Genomic DNA, 16,815 nt, shown 5'->3' on the forward strand with positions numbered 1-16,815 from the left:
ACCGCCGCCGCGCTGCCAGCGCCTTCGGCGGCGCGCGGCGGCGAACGGACCCGCCGCATCGATCGCCTCGGCGTGCTCCTGTGCGCCATCGGCGGCGCCGGGACGGCCTTGCTGCCCTTCCTCGTCTTCAAGGCCAACCGGATCGCCTCGGGCGCTCCGAAAGGCGTGTGGGAGGCCCTGCCGCCCGCCGGCGCCGCGGCGTTCTGGTCGGCGGTCGGCGGCGTCGCGGTCGTCGCCGTGCTGGTGGGGAGCCCCAAGGCCCGGCTCGCCGCCTCCCTGGCCGGAGTGGTCGCGCTTCTGGGCGCCGTCGCTCTCGGCGCCGCCCATCTCTCCCCGCCGGGCGACCGCTTCGCCCGCATCGCGCCGGGCGGCGGCGCCTGGCTGCTCCTGCTCGCCGTCGGCCTGATGGCCACCGACGCGCTCGCCCGGCTGAGGCCCGGCCCGCTCGCCCGCGTGCTGGCCTTGGCGGCGGCGGGCGCCGTCGCGGCCCTGATGCTCAAGTCCGGCCTGTTCGATTCCCTGTCGGTGCTGCGCGAATACGCCTCGCGCGCGGAGGTGTTCGCCCGCGAGGCGCGCCAGCACGTGCTGCTCGCCGGCGGCTCGGTGGCCGCCGCCATCCTGGCGGGCGCTCCGCTGGGCGCCGCGTGCCACCGGTCCCCGCGGCTGCGCGCCGCGGCGCTGCCGGCGCTCAACATCGTCCAGACGATCCCCAGCATCGCGCTCTTCGGCATCCTGATGGCCCCTCTGGGCTATCTGGGGCGGGCCTTCCCCCTGGCGGGCGATCTCGGCGTGCGGGGCATCGGCGCGGCCCCCGCGCTCGTGGCGCTGTTCCTCTACGCCCTGCTGCCGCTGACGGCGAACACGGCGCTCGGCCTGCGGCAGGTCTCCCCCGCCGCCGTGGACGCGGCCTACGGCATGGGCATGACCCGCTGGCAGGTGCTGCGCGGCGTGGAGATCCCGCTCGCGCTGCCGGTCATCCTCACCGGCGTGCGCATCGTGCTGGTCCAGAACATCGGCCTCGCCACCGTGGCGGCGCTGATCGGCGGCGGCGGACTGGGGACTTTCGTGTTCCAGGGCGTCGGCCAGACCGCGATCGACCTCGTCCTGCTCGGGGCCGTCCCCACGGTCGCGCTCGCCTTCTCGGCCGCGGTGCTGCTGGACGCGGCCGTGGATGCGCTGCGAAAGGCGCCCGCATGATCGTCCTCGACGCCCTCACCAAGCGCTACGGCGACACGACGGTCGTCGACCGCGTGTCCATGATCATCGAGCCCGGGACCATCGCGGTCGTGGTCGGGCAGTCCGGCTCGGGCAAGTCGACGCTGCTGCGCATGATCAACCGGCTGGTGGAGCCCAGCTCCGGAACGGTCACCATCGACGGCGTCGACGTCGCGGCCAAGCCCGGCCACGAGCTGAGGCGCGGCATCGGCTACGCCATCCAGGGCCACGGCCTGTTTCCCCATCGCACGGTGGCGCAGAACATCGCCACCGTGCCGCGCCTGCTGGGCTGGCCGCGCGCCCGCATCGCGGCGCGGGTCGCGGAGTTGCTGGAGGCCTTCGGGCTCGATCCAGCGCTGTTCGCCGGCAAATATCCGCATGAGCTCTCCGGCGGCGAGCAGCAGCGGGTGGGCGTCGCCCGCGCCCTGGCGACCGAGCCCAACATCCTTCTCATGGACGAGCCCTTCGGGGCGCTGGACCCCATCATTCGCATGAAGGCGCAGGACGACCTCCTCGCCATCCAGCGCCGCTTCGGCACCACCATCCTGCTCGTCACCCACGACATGGACGAGGCTTTCCATCTGGGAGACCGCATCGCCGTGATGAGCGGCGGCCGCCTCTTGCAATATGGCGCGCCGGCCGAGCTGCTGGTTCGCCCGGCGGACGACTACGTCGCCCGGCTCACCGGGTCCTCCGAGCGCGCCTTCCGGCTGCTGTCGCTGTTGCGGGCCGGCGACGCCGTGGAGCCCGGCCCCCCGCCGGCCGGGACGCCGGGCGCCGTCGACGCCGAGGCCAGCCTCAAGGACGCGCTGGCCGAACTCGTCTGGCGCGGCGTCGACCGGATCGCCGTGACGGGGCCGGACGACCGGCCGCTCGGGGTGTTGACCCTGCGCGGCGTGCTGGAGCGGGGGAGGGCGCGGTGACGCTGCGGGCCTTGTGGCCGAGGCTCCTCGCGGCCGCCCTGCTGGCCGCCTTCCTGCTCTCGCCCCAGAGCTTCGCGCCGGTCTTCGCGCCGCTCACGCATGACGGCGCGCCGGCGATCTACAACCAGGCCAGCCTGCTGGCGCTGGCGCTCGCCCATCTGCGGCTGGTCGCGCTGGCGACGGCCGCGAGCGCCGTGGTGGCCGTGAGCCTCGGCGTGCTCGTCACGCGCCGGATCGGGGCGGAGTTCATGCCCCTGTCGCGGGCGATCGTGAATATCGGCCAGACCTTCCCGCCCGTCGCCGTGCTGGCCGTCGCGGTGCCGCTCGTCGGCTTCGGAGAGGCGCCGACCCTCATCGCGCTCTTCGTCTACGGGCTGCTGCCCATTTTCGAGAACACCATCGGCGGGCTTCAGCAGACGCCCGCTGCGGTGATCGACGCCGCGCGGGGCGCCGGCATGAGCCCGCTCCAGCGCCTCTGGCAGGTCGAGCTGCCGCTCGCCGCGCCGCAGATCTTCGAGGGCGTGCGCCTCTCCACCGTCATCGCGATCGGGACGGCCACGATCGGGTCGACGGTGGCCGCCAAGGGGCTGGGCGAAGTCATAATCGCCGGCCTGCTCTCCGACAACACTGCCTTCGTGGTCCAGGGCGGCCTCGTCGTCGGCCTCATGGCCGTGCTGGTCTATGACGCGCTGTCGGCGGGCGAACGCGCCCTCCTGCGCAGGATCGGGCTCCCGGCCCGCTAGAGCGCGCTGCGAAACGGTGGAATCCGGCTTTTCGCATGAAGCATGCGACCCCTCCCAAAAAACCTAGACCGGCGCGCCTTCCGGCCGCGGCGGCACGGCGGGCGCGATCGGCGCGGGCCGCCGACGGCGGCGGTGGAGCTTGTCCATCAGCAGGTAGATCACCGGCGTCGTGTAGAGGGTGAGGAGCTGCGACACGATCAGCCCGCCCGCGATGGTGACGCCGAGCGGCCGGCGCAGTTCGGAGCCCGGCCCGGTCGCGACGATCAGCGGCAGGGCGCCGAGCAGCGCCGCCAGCGTCGTCATCAGGATGGGCCGGAACCGCTCCAGGCAGGCCTCGTGGATGGCGTCCCTCGGCGACAGCCCGCGCGAGCGCTCCGCCTCCAGGGCGAAGTCGACCAGCATGATGCCGTTCTTCTTGACGATCCCGATGAGCAGGATGACGCCGATGAAGGCGATCACCGAGAGCTCCATGCCGGTCAGCTTGAGCGCCAGCAGCGCGCCCAGCGCCGCCGACGGCAGGGTCGACAGGATGGTCAGCGGATGCGCCAGGTCCTCGTACAGGATCCCCAGCACCAGATAGACGGCGACCAGCGCCGACAGGAGCAGCAGCGGCTGCGAGGCGGCGCTGTCGGAGAAGGCCTTGGCGTCGCCGGCGAACTCCGCATGCAGCGCATCCGGCAGGTGCATCGCGGCGACGGCCTCCAGGATGCGCTTCTGCGCGTCGGCGGCCAGCACGCCCGGCGCCATGTCGAAGCTGATCGTCGCCGCCGGGAACTGGCCCTGGTGGTTCACCACCAGCGGCGCCAGCGTGCGCTCCACCGAGGCCACGGCCGAGAGCGGCAGCTGCGCGCCGCCCGCGCCGGTCACATAGATCGACGACAGGTCCCCCGGGTCGCGCTGAAACCGTTGGTCCACTTCCATGACGATCCGGTACTGGTTGCGCTGCGTGTAGATGGTTGAGATCTGGCGTTGCGCGAAGGCGTTGTTCAGCGCGTTGTCGATGTCCTGGATCTTGACCCCGAGGCGCGACGCCGTCGGCCGGTCGATCGCGACCGTCGCCTGCAGGCCGTTGGGCTGCCGGTCCGACGTGACGTCGACGAGGCCCTCGACCTTCTTCAGCTCCTCCAGCACCTTCGGCGCCCAGGCCACGAGCTCGTCATAGTCCGGATCCCACAGCGTGAACTGGTTCGGCGAGGCGCCCTGGCGTCCGCCGACCCGCACGTCCTGCGTGCCGAACAGGTAGACCCGGATGCCCGCGACCCCGGCGAGCGCCTTGCGGATGCGGTCGATCACGAGGGCGGTGGCCAGCCCGCCGCGCTGGTCGATGGGCTTCAGGCTGACATAGAGCTGGCCCTGGTTGACCGAGCCGGACCAGCCGCTCGCGCCCACCGACGAGCCGACGCCGGCCACGGCCGGGTCGGCCTGCACGATCGCCGCCGCCCGCTCCTGCAGGTCCTGCATGGCCGGGAAGGAGATGTCCGTGGAAGCTTCGGTGAAACCGAAGAGAAGGCCCGTATCGTCCTGCGGGAAGAAGCCTCTCGGCGTCTTGATGAAGAGGTTGACCGACGCCGCGATGGTGGCCAGAAGCACCAGGACGGCGAGCAGCCTCTGGCGCAGGACGATCGCCAGCGTCACGGCGTAGACCCGCACCATCGCGGCCAGGACGCGCTCGACCATCCGGTCGAGGAGGCCCGTCTGGGCGCCCGTGGGCGCCGAGCGGGTGCGGGCGCAGATCATCGGCGTGACGGTCAGCGACACCATCGTGGAGATCACGATGGTGAAGGCCAGCGTCAGCGAGAATTCCCGAAAGAGCTTGCCCAGCACCCCGCCCATCATGAAGAGCGGCAGGAAGGCGGCCAGCAGCGACACGCTGATCGCCATCACGGTGAACCCGATCTGCCGCGCGCCCTCGAGGGCGGCCCGCATGGCGCTCATTCCCGCCGCGCGGTTCCGGTCGATGTTCTCGATCATCACGATGGCGTCGTCGACGACGAAGCCGACCGACACGGCCAGCGCCATGAGCGAGATGTTGTCGAGGGAGAAGCCCGCCGCCCACATGGCCGCGCAGGCCCCGGCCAGCGACAGCGGCACCGTCACGCCCGCCGCCAGCGTCGGGGTCAGCCGCCGCAGGAACGCGAAGACCACCAGCATCACCAGCCCGACCGTGGCGGCCAGCGTCCATTGCATGTCCGCCACGCTGGCCCGGATGGTGACGGTGCGGTCGGTCAGGATGTCGACCCTGACGCCCGCCGGGATCCACCGGCCGAGCTGCGGCAGCAGCGCCTTGATCTGGTCCACCGTGGCGATGACGTTGGCGTCGCCCTGCTTGGTGATGGTGATCAGCACGGCCGGCTGGCCGTTGAACGACGCGGCCGAGCGCCGGTTGCGCACGCCGGGCTCCACCGCCGCGATGTCGGCCAGCCGGACGCCGACCCCGTTGCTGGTCTTCACCAGCAGGCGGCCGACCTCGGCGGCGGTCCGCATCTGCGCGTTGGTGGCGATGGACAGCATCCGGTCCTCGCCGTCGATCGAGCCGATCGGCGCGAGCGCGTTGGCGGCGGCGATGGCGCTGCGCACCGTCTCCATGGAGACGCCCATGGCCGAGAGGCGCGTGGGATCGATCCGCACCCGGATCGCGGGCTGCTCGGCCCCCGCCACCGAGACGTCCGCCACCCCCTGCACCTGCGCGATTCGCTGGGCGATGACGCTGTCGGCCGCGTCGTAGATGGCGCTCGGCGCCACCGTGTCGGAGGTGAGCGCCAGGATCAGGATCGGCGCCGCCGCGGGGTTGGCCTTGCGGAACGTTGGAAGCGTCGGCAGGTCGCCGGGAAGGTCGGTCGCGGCGGCGTTGAGCGCGGCCTGCACGTCGCGGGCCGCCCCGTCAATGCTGCGGCCGGCGTCGAACTGCACCGAGATGGTGCTGGTGCCGAGCGAGCTGCGCGACGTGATCTCGGTGACGCCCGCGATCTCGCCCAGGCGCCGTTCGAGCGGCGCCGCCACAGTCGCCGCCATGGTGGCCGGATCCGCGCCGGGCCGGCTGGTCGAGACCCGGATGGTCGGCAGGTCCACCGTCGGCAGGCTCGCCACCGGCAGGAACCTGTAGGCCACGACGCCGGCCAGCAGCAGCCCGAGCGCCATCAGGGTCGTCCCGACGGGACGGCGGATGAACGGGCCCGAGATGCTGAAGCCGCTCATGGGCGTTCGCCCGAAAGGGCCGGGGACGGGGCGGGCGCGGCGTCCTCTCGAAGGCTCGCCAGCGGCGCCCCGCCGAGCCGCAGGCGCAGGTTCTCCAGCGCCAGGTAGATCACCGGCGTGGTGTAGAGCGTGATGAGCTGGCTCAGCAGGAGCCCGCCCACGATGCTGATGCCGAGCGGGTTGCGCAGCTCCGAGCCGACGCCGTCCTCGAGCGCCAGCGGCAGGGCGCCCAGCAGCGCCGCCAGGGTCGTCATCATGATCGGCCGGAAGCGCAGCCGGCAGGCCTTCACGATGGCGTCGCGGGGCGACAAGCCTTCGGTGCGCTCCGCGTCGAGCGCGAAGTCGATCATCATGATGGCGTTCTTCTTGACGATGCCCATCAAGAGCACGATCCCGATCAGCGCCACGAGCGACAGGTCCCGCCCCGTGAGGATCAGCGCCAGCAGCGCGCCGACGCCGGCCGAGGGCAGCGTGGACAGGATGGTGAGCGGGTGGATGGCGCTCTCGTAGAGCACGCCCAGCACGATGTAGATCGTCACCACGGCGGCCAGGATCAGCCAGGGCTGCCCGGCCAGCGAGCGGGCGAACTCCGCCGCCTCGCCCGAATAGCGGCCGGTCACCGTGTCCGGCATGCCGATCTCCGCCTCCGCGCGCGAGATCGCCGCGACGGCGTCGCCGAGCGACGCCCCGGGGGCGAGATCGAAGCTGATGGTCTCGGCCGGGAACTGCTCGTCATGCTGGATCACCAGCGGCGCCGTCCGATGCCGGATCGTCGCCACGGCCGTGAGCGGCACCTGCGCGCCCGCGCTGGACGAGAGATAGAGCCGCCCCAGCGAGGCGCTGTCCTGCTGGTAGCGGGGCTGGGCCTCCAGGATGACGCGATACTGGTTCGCCTGGGCGTAGATGGTGGAGATCTGCCGCTGCCCGAAGGCGCTGTTCAGCGTGTCGTTGATCGTCTGCATGGAGACGCCGAGGCGCGCCGCCATGTCGCGGTCGACGTCGACGAAGATCTGCCCGCCGCCGTCGCCCCCCTCCGTGCCGACGTCACGCAGGCCGGGCTCGGCGGCGATCCGCCTCGCCAGCCGGGCGGCCCAGCCCGTCACCTCCGCGCCGTCCGCCCCGGTCAGCGTGTACTGGTAGGCGGCGCGGCTGGAGCGTGTCGTGATCTGGATGTCCTGCACCATCTGGAAGGTGGCGCGCACGCCGGGGACGCCCGCGGTGCGCTCGCGCAGGCGCGCGATCACCTCCTCGGCGGAGGACGCGCGCTGCGTGCGCGGCTTCAGCGTGATGGTGAGGCGGCCCGTGTTGGGCGTCAGGTTCGTCGGGCCGACCCCCGCGATGGCCGCCACGCCGGTGACGTCCGGATCGCGCCGGATGGCGTCAGCCATCGCGACCTGGGCGCGCGAGATCGCTGCGAAGGACGCCGTCGGCTCGCCTTGCGTGACGGCGGTCAGGAGCCCGGTGTCCTGCGGCGGCAGGAACCCCTTCGGCATCGCCGCATAGAGCCAGACCGTCGCCGCCAGCGTGCCGAAGGTGATCGCCAGCATCACGGCCCCGTGCTGCACGGCCCAGCCCAGGCTCGCCGCATAGGCGTCCGCGATCGCGTCGAAGAGGCGGCCGAAGACCGCGAAGGGCCGCCCGCGGCCCCGGCCTGCGGGCGCCTCGTCCGGCGCTGTCCGGCCCTTCAGGATCAGGGCGCACATCATGGGCGTGAGCGTCAGCGAGACGATCGCGGAGGCCACCACCGCGATGGTGAGCGTCAGCGCGAACTCCCGGAACATGCGTCCCACGAGCCCGGTCATGAACAGCAGCGGAATGAACACCGCGACCAGCGACAGCGTCAGCGACACGACCGTGAAGCCGATCTCCCGCGCGCCGTCCAGCGCCGCCTGCAGCGGCTTCTCGCCTCTCTCGATGTGGCGCACGATGTTCTCGATCATCACGATCGCGTCGTCGACCACGAAGCCCGTGCCGATGGTCAGCGCCATGAGGGAGAGGTTGTCCAGGCTGAAGCCCGCGAACCACATCACCCCGAAGGTCGCGATCAGCGACAGCGGCAACGCGACGCCCGCGATCAGGGTGGCCCGCACGGTGCGCAGGAACAGGAGCACCACCAGCACCACGAGCCCGACGCTCAGCGCCAGGGTGAACTGCACGTCCGCGATCGACGCCCGGATCGTGCCCGTGCGGTCGTGCGCCACCGTGAGCGTGACGTCCGCCGGCAAGGTCCGCTGCAGCCGCGGCAGCTCGCGCTGCAGCCGCCGGACGGTCTCCACCACATTGGCGCCGGGCTGGCGCTGGATGTCGATGATCAGCGCCGGCTGGCCCTCGTACCAGCCCGCCACCTTGGCGTTCTCCAGCCCGTCCACCACGTCGGCCACGTCGCTGAGCAGGACGGGCGCGTTGTTGCGGTAGGCCACGACGACGCTCTTGTAGGCGTCCGCGCTGGTGATCTGGTCGTTCGCCGCGAGGGTGTAGGACTGGTGCGCGCCGTCCAGCGACCCCTTCGGGCCGGCCACGTTGGCGTTGACGATGGCGGTGCGCAGGTCGTCCATCCCGATCGCGTAGGAGGCCAGCCGCTGCAGGTCGGCCTGGATGCGGATGGCGGGCCGCACGCCGCCCTGCACCGAGACATGCCCGACGCCCGAGACCTCGCTCAGACGCTGCGCCAGCAGCGTGTCCGCCATGTCGCTGAGCTGGCGCACCTCATAGGTCGGGGACCGCAGCGCCAGCGTCAGGATGGGCGCGTCCGCCGGGTTCACCTTGGAGTAGGTCGGCGGGTAGGGCAGCGTCTTGGGCAGGGTCGAGGCCGCGGCGTTGATGGCCGCCTGCACGTCCTGGGCGGCGGCGTCGATGTCGCGGTCGAGGCCGAACTGCAGGGTCACCTGGCTGATGCCGAAGGCCGAAGACGACGTCATCGTCGTCAGCGACGGGATCTGGCCCATCTGGCGCTCCAGCGGCGCCGTGACCAGCGCCGCCACGGTCTCGGGATTGGCGCCCGGCGCCTGCGTGGTGACCTGGATGGTGGGGAAATCCACCTGCGGCAGCGACGACACCGGCAGGTTCCAGTAGCCCAGCACGCCGCCGAGCAACACCGCCAGCCCCAGCAGCGAGGTGGCGATCGGCCGGCGGATGAAGGGCGTGGAGATGCTCATCGGACGGACGCCGCGTCGGGGCGGAGTGCGCGTTCGGCGTCGCTCATGGCGTCGCCGCCCTGCCGGCGGGCGGCTGGCCCGCCGCCTCGCGCCGCGGGCGCGCTCCGGGCTCGCCGGGAGCGCCGGCGCCCGCCGCCGGGACGCCGTCGCGCCTGCGCCGGCCCTCGCCGCCCTCCTGGCCGGGCCTCGGGACGCGGTCGCGCACGTCCTGGTGGATCTCGGCCGAGGGCGCGGGCGACGTTCCCTCCGGCGCCGTCACGCTCACCCGCGCGCCGTCCGCCAGTCGGGCGAAGCCCGTCGTCACCACCCGTTCGCCGGCCTGGAGGCCGGAGGCGATGACCGACTGGACGTCGTCCTGCTGGCCGACCGAGACCTCCCGCACCGCCGCGGTGTCCTGCGCCGTGACCACATAGACGAACGCGCCCTTCGGGCCGCGCTGGACCGCGGCCGTCGGGGTGACGACGGCCTGCCGCAACGTCTCGACCAGCAGCCGCACATTGACGAAGGCTCCGGGCCACAGGCCGAGCGAAGCGTTCGGGAACTCGGCCTTCAGCCGCACCGTGCCGGTGGCCACGTCCACCTGGTTGTCGACCACCTGGAGGGCGCCGGTGTCCACCGCGCCCTTGCCGCTCGGGTCCATGGCGTCGACCCGGACCGGCCCCGCGGCGCTGGCCTTGATGATGCGCGGCAACTGCTGCTGGGGCACGTTGAACAGCACCGAGATGGGCTGGATCTGCGAGATCGTCACGATGCCCAGCGCGTCGGACTGCTTGACGATGTTGCCCTCGTCGATGTTGCGGATGCCGGTTCGCCCGTCGATCGGGGAGACGATCGTCGTGTAGGCGAGCGTGGCGCGGGCGCTGTCGATGGCGGCCTGGTCCGATTTCAGCTGCGCCTCCAGCTGCGCCACGGTCGAACGCTGCGTGTCGGCCTGCTGCTTGGTGACGGCGTTCGTCTCCGACAGGCGAATATAGCGCTCCAGGTCCCGCCTGGCGTTATCGAGCAGGGCGGCGTCCTGGGCCTTCTTGGCCGTCGCCTGGTCGAGCTGGGCCTGGTAGGGCGTCGGATCGATGAGGGCGAGGACGTCGCCCTTCCTGACCGGCTGCCCTTCCTGGAACTGGATCCGGATCAGCTGGCCGTCCACTTGCGGGCGCAGCGTGACGGTGTTGAGCGGCCGCGCCGTCCCGACGCTGTCGATATAGACCGGCACGTCGGCGAGCCGCGCCGGCGTGGCGATGACGGCCGCCGGCGGCTGGCCCGCGCCGCCCTCCGGCCCGCCGCGGCGCCGGCGGGCGCCGCCCGGCCCGCCGCGCTCGGCGACGCCCTCCTGCTGGCCCGGCCAGAAGCGGTCGACCGCCATCGGGCCGATCAGCGCCCCGATGACGGTCAGCATCGTCAGCGGGACGACGACCCGCCACACCCTGCTCATTCACGGTCCCTCCGGGGCGGCGCGCGCGCGGTTCCCCCGACCAGTCCTATCTCAATCGGACAGTCTTATCCCATCACATGGTGTCGACGCTGCGGCTTCGCCGTGGCGCAAGATCCCAGCCCCCGCCCAGCGCCTGGTAGAGGGCCACGATCGCCTGCAGCCGTGCGATCCTCACCTGCGCCAGCGCGTCCAGGCTCTGGAACAGGCTCGACTGCGTGTTCAGCACGGTGACGATGTCGACCGTGCCTTCCCGCAGGCGCTGCTCGGAGATCTGGTAGGCCTTGCGCGAGCTCTCGACGGCCTGCGCCTCGAGCTGCTCCTGCCGGGCGAGCTGGCGCACGGCCACCAGCGCGCGCTCCACATCCGCGAAGGCCGACACGATGGACTTGCGATAAAGCTCCAGGAGTTCGCCTTGGCGACCCTGCGCCTGCTGCAGCTGGCCCTCCAGGCGGCCGCCGCTGAAGATCGGCTGGGCGAGGCCGGCCGCGAGCGTGTAGAACCCCGCGCCGGGGCCGAACAGGCTCTTCAGCGCCAGGCTCTCGAAGCCGCCCTGTCCGGTGAGCTGGATCGACGGGTAGAACTGCGCCCGCGCGACGGTGACGTCGGCGCTGGCGGCGGCGAGCTGCTCCTCGGCCGACCGCACGTCCGGGCGGCGCGCCAGCAGCTCGGAGGGCAGCCCGGGATCGATGCGCGGGAACGCGACGCGCGAGACGCCGCCCCCCTTGATGGCGACGCGCTCGGGCGCGCGCCCCAGCAACACCGCCAGCGTCGACCCGTCCTGCTCGATCTGCTGCTCCAGCGGCGGAATCGCGGCGCGCAGCTGCGCCACCACGGTCGCCTGCTGGGCCTCGTCCAACGAGGTCGCGGTGCCGACCGCGACCCGCTCGCGGATGAGCGCCAGCACCCGGCTGGCGCTGGCCAGGTTGTCGCGCGCGATGCGCAGCCGGTCCTGCGCGCCGAGAAGGTTGAAATAGGTGGTGGCCGTCGTCGCCAGGGTGGACAGCGCCACCGTGTCGCGATCGAAGCGCGAGGCCTGCGCGGCGTCCTGGGCCGCGGTCAGCGCCGCCCGGTTCTTGCCCCAGAAGTCGATCTCGTAGCTGGCGCTGAGGCTCGTCAAGAACAGGTTGCGCTCCGTTCCGCGGCTGCCGCCCAGCCCCGCCGAGCGGATCCGGCTCGCATTGGCCGCGCCGTCGAGCGTCGGCAGCAGCGCCGCTCCGGCGATGCGCGCCTGCGCGTCCGCCTGCACGATGCGGTAGGCCGCGGCGCCGATGTCGAAATTGTCGGTTTCAACCGCCTCCATGATGCGCGTCAGCTCCGGCGAGCGGAACGCGCGCCACCACGCGACGTTCGCCGGCGCTCCGCCGGGCGAGCCCTTCGCGGCCTTGAAGTTCGACGGCGGCGCGATCGAGGCGTCCGGTTTCTCGATGGGCAGGCAGCCGGCGAGCGCGAGCGCGGTCGCGCCCATGAGGGCCGCGAGCCTGCGCCCAACGGGGCGTCTGGGGGAAGGCGGAGGCGTCAAGCCGGATCCTAGCCGCGATGCGAAGAAGGCGGACCGCCGGGGTCCGCTCCGACTCGATCAGAGTCGCGCCTGCAAGACTATGGGATAGCGGCGAAAGAAGGGACTCGGCCAGTCATGCGCGCAGCCGCCGCGGGACGCGGCCGCCGGAGCTGGCGCCAACCTTGCGTGAACCGCCCCAGAGTTGCGGAACGCCGTTCATCCATGCCCAAGCCCACCCGGATCGTCATCATCGACCAGAGCCCCGTCCGGCGCGCCATCCTGGCGGAGGGCCTCCACGAGGCGGGCTTTTCGGATGTGATCCATCTGGAGGGCACGGACCGGATCATGGACCGGATCGTGGCGGCCGAGCCCGACATCATCGTCATCGACCTGGAGAGCCCCAGCCGCGACGTGCTGGAGCAGATGTTCCAGGTGAGCCGCGCCGTGCCGCGGCCGGTCGCCATGTTCGTCGACCAGTCCGACACCTCCATGATCAACGCCGCTATCGACGCCGGCGTCTCCGCCTATGTGGTGGACGGGCTGCGCAAGGACCGGGTGAAGCCGATCCTCGACATGTGCATCAGCCGCTTCAACGCCTTCGCGCGCCTCAAGGACGAGCTGGAGCAGGCGAAGTCGCAGCTGGCCGACCGCAAGGTGATCGACCGCGCCAAGGGCATCCTGATGAAGGCCAAGGGCGTCACCGAGGAGGAGGCCTACGCGCTGCTGCGCAGGACCGCCATGAACGAGAAGAAGAAGGTCGCCGAGATCGCCCAGTCGGTGGTCACGGCGGCGGAGCTGCTGCGATGAGCGCGCGCCTGCGCATCGGCTATATCCCGCTGGTGGACGCGACCTTGCTGCTCGCGGCCGAGCGGTTCGGCTTCGCGGCCGCCGAAGGCCTGGAGCTCGAACTCGTCCCGGAGGTGTCCTGGGCCAATATCCGCGACAAGCTCAATCTTGGGATCCTCGACGCCGCCCACATGCTGGCGCCCTCGGCCATCGCGGCGAGCCTGGGGCTGGGGCAGGTGAAATCGGCGCTGGTCGCCCCCGTCGCGCTGAACCTGAACGGCAACGCCATTACGATCTCCACCTCGCTGCGGGCCGAGATGGACGACCTGCTGGACGGCGATCCCGCGGACCCCGCCGTCACGGCGGCCGCGCTGGGGCGCATCGCGCGCGGGCGGCTGCGCAACGGCCTGCCGCAGATCACGCTCGGCCATGTGTTTCCGTTCTCGACGCACCACTACCAGCTGCGGCTCTGGCTGCGCTCGGGCGGCGTCGACCCGGACCAGGACGTCAACCTCGTCGTGCTGCCTCCGCCCTTCATGGCGGACAGCCTCAAAAATGGGCAGCTGGAGGGCTTCTGCGTGGGAGCGCCCTGGAACAGCATCGCGGTGGCGTCCGGCCACGCCGTCATGCTGCATCTGGGCTGCGACATCGTCCCCGACGCGCCCGAGAAGGTGCTGGCGCTGCGCGCCGAGTGGCAGGCCCGTCACGCCGAGCCGACCGCCAGGCTGATCCGCGCGGTGCGGCGCAGCGCTCAATGGCTGACCCAGCCGGATTCGAAGCGGCCGGCCGCCTCCATGCTGGCCGACACCGGCCTGTTCGGCGCCTCTGAGGAGCTGCTGCTGGCCATTCTGCGCGGATCGCTGGTCACCTCGCCCGGCGCCGATCCCCGTCCTGCTCCCGACTATATCCGCCTCGGACCCGAAACGCTCGCGCCCGACCCGGCTCACGCCGCCTGGCTGGTCGACCGCATGGCGGAGGCCGGGCAGCTGGCGAACGCGCGGGAGGCGCGGGAGATGGCGGCCGCGACCTATCGCCCGGACCTGTTCGCAGCCGCAACGGCGGGATGAGCCGTCACTCTCCTTATTGCAGTGCACAACAATTCAGCGAAAGCGTGCTCAGCGAGGCAGCGTTCGGATCCCGGTGAATCTCCTCATGAAGCGCAGCTCGCAGCATCAAGTCGTTCCAGAATCGATGCTTTCACCGGGCTTCTCCCACTTGGCACGCCGCTTGTATCCATAAGCTCAAAGCCGCCAACGCCGACGGTTTGATCAGAGGCCCTCGCGGGCCGCCCAGCAGCGCCGCTGACCAGCCTTCCCGGCCAATCGGGGAGGGCTCGTCAGCGGCGCTTTTCGTTTCAGCGGAGCCGAGCATGTCCGAGCGCAAGACCCCCGAACCGATCACCGCCGGCGTTAGCCGCCGCTCGTTGCTCCTGCGCGGCGGAAGCGCGCTGGGCGCATCGGCGCTGCTGAGCGCGGTCGGGATCAGCCTGCCGGGCGGCGCCTTCGCGCAGGCGGCGGGACCGGAAGTCACCGGCGTCAAGCTTGGCTACATCGCGCTCACGGACGCCGCGCCGCTGATCGTCGCCAAGGAGAAGGGCCTCTTCGCCAAGCACGGCATGCCGGACGTCGACGTCGCCAAGCAGGCGTCGTGGGGCGCGACGCGCGACAACCTCGTGCTCGGCGGCGCGGCCAACGGCATCGACGGCGCTCACATCCTGACGCCGCTGCCCTACCTGATGTCGGCCGGCAAGGTGACGCAGAACAACGTCCCGGTGCCGATGGTGATCCTGGCCCGCCTCAACCTCGACTGCCAGGGCCTGTCCGTCTCCAACGAGTACAAGGACCTCAAGGTCGGCCTCGACGCCTCGCCGCTGAAAGCCGCCTTTGAGAAAAAGAAGGCCGACGGCAAGGACGCGAAGGTCGCGATGACCTTCCCGGGCGGCACGCATGATCTCTGGATCCGCTACTGGCTCGCCGCCGGCGGCGTGGATCCCGACAAGGACGTCTCCACCATCGTGGTGCCGCCGCCCCAGATGGTCGCCAACATGAAGGTCGGCAACATGGACGCCTTCTGCGTGGGCGAGCCGTGGAACGAGCAACTCGTGAACCAAGGCATCGGCTTCACGGCGGCGACCACCGGCGAACTCTGGAAGGGCCACCCCGAGAAGGCCCTCGGCATGCGGGCCGACTGGGTCGAAAAGAACCCGAAGGCGACGCGCGCCCTGCTGATGGCCGTCATGGAGGCCCAGCAGTGGTGCGAGGCCATGGCCAACAAGGACGAGCTCTCGCAGATCCTCGGGCGTCGCCAGTGGTTCAACGTGCCGCCCGCCGACGTGCTCGGCCGCCTCAAGGGCGACGTGAACTACGGCAACGGCCGGGTCGCGAAGGCTACCGACCTCTACATGAAGTTCTGGGCCGGCCACGCCTCCTATCCGTTCAAGTCGCACGACGCCTGGTTCCTCGCCGAGAACGTGCGCTGGGGCAAGTTCGAGCCCACCACCGACATCAAGGCCATGGTCGCCAAGGTGAACCGCGAGGACCTGTGGCGCGACGCCGCCCAGACGCTCGGCGTCGCGGCCGCCGACATTCCGGCCAGCGCCTCGCGCGGAAAAGAGACCTTCTTCGACGGCAAGGTTTTCGACCCCGAAAACCCCTCCGCCTACCTCGCCAGCCTCGGCATCAAGCGCGTGGCTTGAGGGACAGGCCGGCATGAGCGCTCCTGATACCACGCCCCGCGTCAAGTCCTCCGCGCGTCACCCCTCCCCCTTGTGGGGAGGGGCTGGGGGTGGGGGTCTCTCGATATCTGTCCAGTCCACTCGCGTGGGCGCCGACGGCCGGCGCCGGCGCGACCCCCACCCCTTACCCCTCCCCACACGGGGGAGGGGGACGGCGGCGCCGGGCGCTTTCGTGGACATCTCCGACCTTCCCCCCTCGCGCCGTTCCCGGGAGCACTGACCATGGGTCTCGCACTTCTCAAGTCCGACGCCTCCGCGCAGGCGGCGGCGTCCAGCGCAAAACCGGCTGCAGCCGCCGCCGTGGTGGCGCTTGCGCCGCGTGGCAAGAGCCTCGTCGACCGGGTCCGCCCCGTTCTGCGCTGGATCGGCTTCAACGTCGTGCCGCCGCTGGTGACGCTCGCCGTCATGCTGCTAGTCTGGCAGATCCTGTGCGACAGGCCGGGCGCCACGCTCCCGGCCCCGACCGTGATCTGGAAGGAAGGGCGCGACCTCATCATGTCGCCGTTCTTCGATCTGGGCAGCCAGGACATCGGCCTTGGCTGGCGCGTGCTGGTCTCCCTCCAGCGCGTCGCGATCGGGTTCGGGCTGGCGGCGATCGCCGGCATCCTGATGGGCTCGCTGATCGGCCAGTCCGAATGGGCCATGCGGGGCCTAGACCCCATCTTCCAGGTGCTCCGCACCGTGCCGCCGCTCGCCTGGCTGCCGATCGCCCTCGCGGCGTTCCGCGACAGCCGGCCGTCGGCGATCTTCGTGATCTTCATCACGGCGATCTGGCCGATCATCATCAACACGGCGGTCGGCATCCGCAACATCCCGCAGGACTACCGCAACGTCGCGGCGGTGCTGCGGCTGAACTCCTTCGAGTTCTTCTGGACCATCATGCTGCCGTCGGCGGCGCCGTACATCTTCACGGGCCTTCGCATCGGCGTCGGCCTGTCCTGGCTCGCCATCGTGGCGGCCGAGATGCTCACCGGCGGCGTCGGCATCGGCTTCTTCATCTGGGACGCCTGGAACTCGTCCAGGTTGCCCGACATCATCGTCGCGCTCGCCTATATCGGCCTGGTCGGCTTCGCGCTGGACCGGCTGGTCGGCGCGCTCGGCTCCCTCGTCACCCGCGGTACGTCCGCCAGCTGAGGA

11 protein-coding genes are annotated in these 16,815 nt (G+C 71.4%); 7 read left to right on the forward strand and 4 right to left on the reverse strand.

All coding sequences use genetic code 11. The features are described 5' to 3' along the window. Positions 1-12: 12 nt before the first annotated feature. Genes ABEG18_RS03615 through ABEG18_RS03625 form a run of 3 tightly spaced genes read left to right on the forward strand, consistent with a single transcriptional unit; the run spans position 13 to position 2,881 of the window. A complete protein-coding gene (locus ABEG18_RS03615; RefSeq protein WP_406858523.1) occupies positions 13-1,197 on the forward strand; it encodes an ABC transporter permease in 1,185 nt (394 codons plus the stop codon). Further along, complete coding sequence (locus tag ABEG18_RS03620) at positions 1,194-2,138, forward strand: ABC transporter ATP-binding protein (protein WP_406856732.1); 945 nt, start codon at positions 1,194-1,196, stop codon at positions 2,136-2,138. Before ABEG18_RS03615 ends, ABEG18_RS03620 begins: the two co-directional genes overlap by 4 nt. A 2-nt stretch (positions 2,139-2,140) precedes the next feature. After that, positions 2,141-2,881 (forward strand): ABC transporter permease, encoded by a 741-nt coding sequence (locus ABEG18_RS03625; RefSeq protein WP_406858524.1) that lies wholly within the window; start codon positions 2,141-2,143, stop codon positions 2,879-2,881. A 63-nt stretch (positions 2,882-2,944) separates the two neighbouring features. Here the strand turns inward: ABEG18_RS03625 and ABEG18_RS03630 are convergent, their stop codons facing one another. From ABEG18_RS03630 to ABEG18_RS03645, 4 genes are all read right to left on the reverse strand, one after another. Beyond that, a complete protein-coding gene (locus ABEG18_RS03630; RefSeq protein ID WP_406856733.1) occupies positions 2,945-6,076 on the reverse strand; it encodes an efflux RND transporter permease subunit in 3,132 nt (1,043 codons plus the stop codon). Then, entirely contained in the window at positions 6,073-9,231 is a 3,159-nt protein-coding gene (locus tag ABEG18_RS03635; RefSeq protein ID WP_406856734.1) for an efflux RND transporter permease subunit, read from the reverse strand. Before ABEG18_RS03635 ends, ABEG18_RS03630 begins: the two co-directional genes overlap by 4 nt. 43 nt (positions 9,232-9,274) lie before the next feature. Further along, a complete protein-coding gene (locus ABEG18_RS03640) occupies positions 9,275-10,660 on the reverse strand; it encodes an efflux RND transporter periplasmic adaptor subunit (protein ID WP_406856735.1) in 1,386 nt (461 codons plus the stop codon). A gap of 73 nt (positions 10,661-10,733) precedes the next feature. Next, on the reverse strand, positions 10,734-12,125 hold the full coding sequence (locus ABEG18_RS03645) for an efflux transporter outer membrane subunit (RefSeq protein WP_406856736.1): 1,392 nt from the start codon (positions 12,123-12,125) through the stop codon (positions 10,734-10,736). 255 nt (positions 12,126-12,380) lie between these two features. Between ABEG18_RS03645 and ABEG18_RS03650 the strand changes: the two genes are divergently transcribed. The 4 genes from ABEG18_RS03650 to ntrB all read left to right on the forward strand — a co-directional run bounded on the left by ABEG18_RS03650 (position 12,381) and on the right by ntrB (position 16,812). Beyond that, positions 12,381-12,965: an ANTAR domain-containing response regulator gene (locus ABEG18_RS03650; protein WP_406856737.1), complete on the forward strand. Its 585-nt coding sequence runs from the start codon at positions 12,381-12,383 to the stop codon at positions 12,963-12,965. Next, positions 12,962-14,011 (forward strand): CmpA/NrtA family ABC transporter substrate-binding protein, encoded by a 1,050-nt coding sequence (locus ABEG18_RS03655; protein WP_406856738.1) that lies wholly within the window; start codon positions 12,962-12,964, stop codon positions 14,009-14,011. The genes ABEG18_RS03650 and ABEG18_RS03655 overlap by 4 nt, the downstream gene beginning before the upstream one ends. 302 nt (positions 14,012-14,313) lie before the next feature. Next, positions 14,314-15,639, forward strand: a complete 1,326-nt coding sequence (locus tag ABEG18_RS03660; RefSeq protein WP_406856739.1) for a CmpA/NrtA family ABC transporter substrate-binding protein — start codon at positions 14,314-14,316, stop codon at positions 15,637-15,639. A 261-nt stretch (positions 15,640-15,900) separates the two neighbouring features. Further along, positions 15,901-16,812, forward strand: coding sequence for a nitrate ABC transporter permease (gene ntrB, locus ABEG18_RS03665; protein ID WP_406856740.1), 912 nt, complete (start codon positions 15,901-15,903; stop codon positions 16,810-16,812). Positions 16,813-16,815: the final 3 nt, after the last annotated feature.

This window comes from Alsobacter sp. KACC 23698 (assembly GCF_045348435.1).
In the GTDB taxonomy this organism is placed as follows: Bacteria; Pseudomonadota; Alphaproteobacteria; order Rhizobiales; family Beijerinckiaceae; genus Alsobacter.